This window comes from Variovorax sp. 01N429 (assembly GCF_056399425.1).
The window spans coordinates 1-380 of record NZ_JBFTRG010000217.1 but is presented as its reverse complement, the minus strand read 5'-3'; the positions used below and the strand labels follow the sequence as shown (position 1 = coordinate 380).

Here is a 380-nt window from a genome sequence, read left to right as displayed (position 1 = left end):
AGTCGAGGCGCACGACCAAGAGCGGGATCTTCCGTGGCCTGTGTCCCGCCCGGCGCGCCTAGTCGGCGGGGCATACGCCGCGCCATTCGGCGCACGAGAAGTGTTTCTTCCGCTGGCCGACGGCACGGCGGTGCGCGTCGCGACCAAGGATGGCCGTGGATTGCTACACGCTCTCGACCTGGTCCTCAACAGCCAAGGAAACCTGCATAGATGATCTGCGTCGAGCAGAAATCACATACTTAGACCGTGTCCTACCTGGTGTGGCTGTGGAGTCGTTTTTGAAGCAGATGAGTGCTGCGGCGAGGGTGGTGAGGCAAGGAAGAGGTCGAATCGGCGTTCGTAGCGGATGGTCAGGCGGCGGTATCCGGTGAGCTAAGGGC

1 protein-coding gene is annotated in these 380 nt (G+C 62.4%); it reads left to right on the top strand.

Annotation, left to right across the window (positions count from 1 at the left end):
* On the top strand, nucleotides 1-214 hold a 214-nt coding region (locus AC1DSF_RS31320), incomplete at its 5' end, for a hypothetical protein (RefSeq protein ID WP_478184201.1).
* Nucleotides 215-380: the final 166 nt, after the last annotated feature.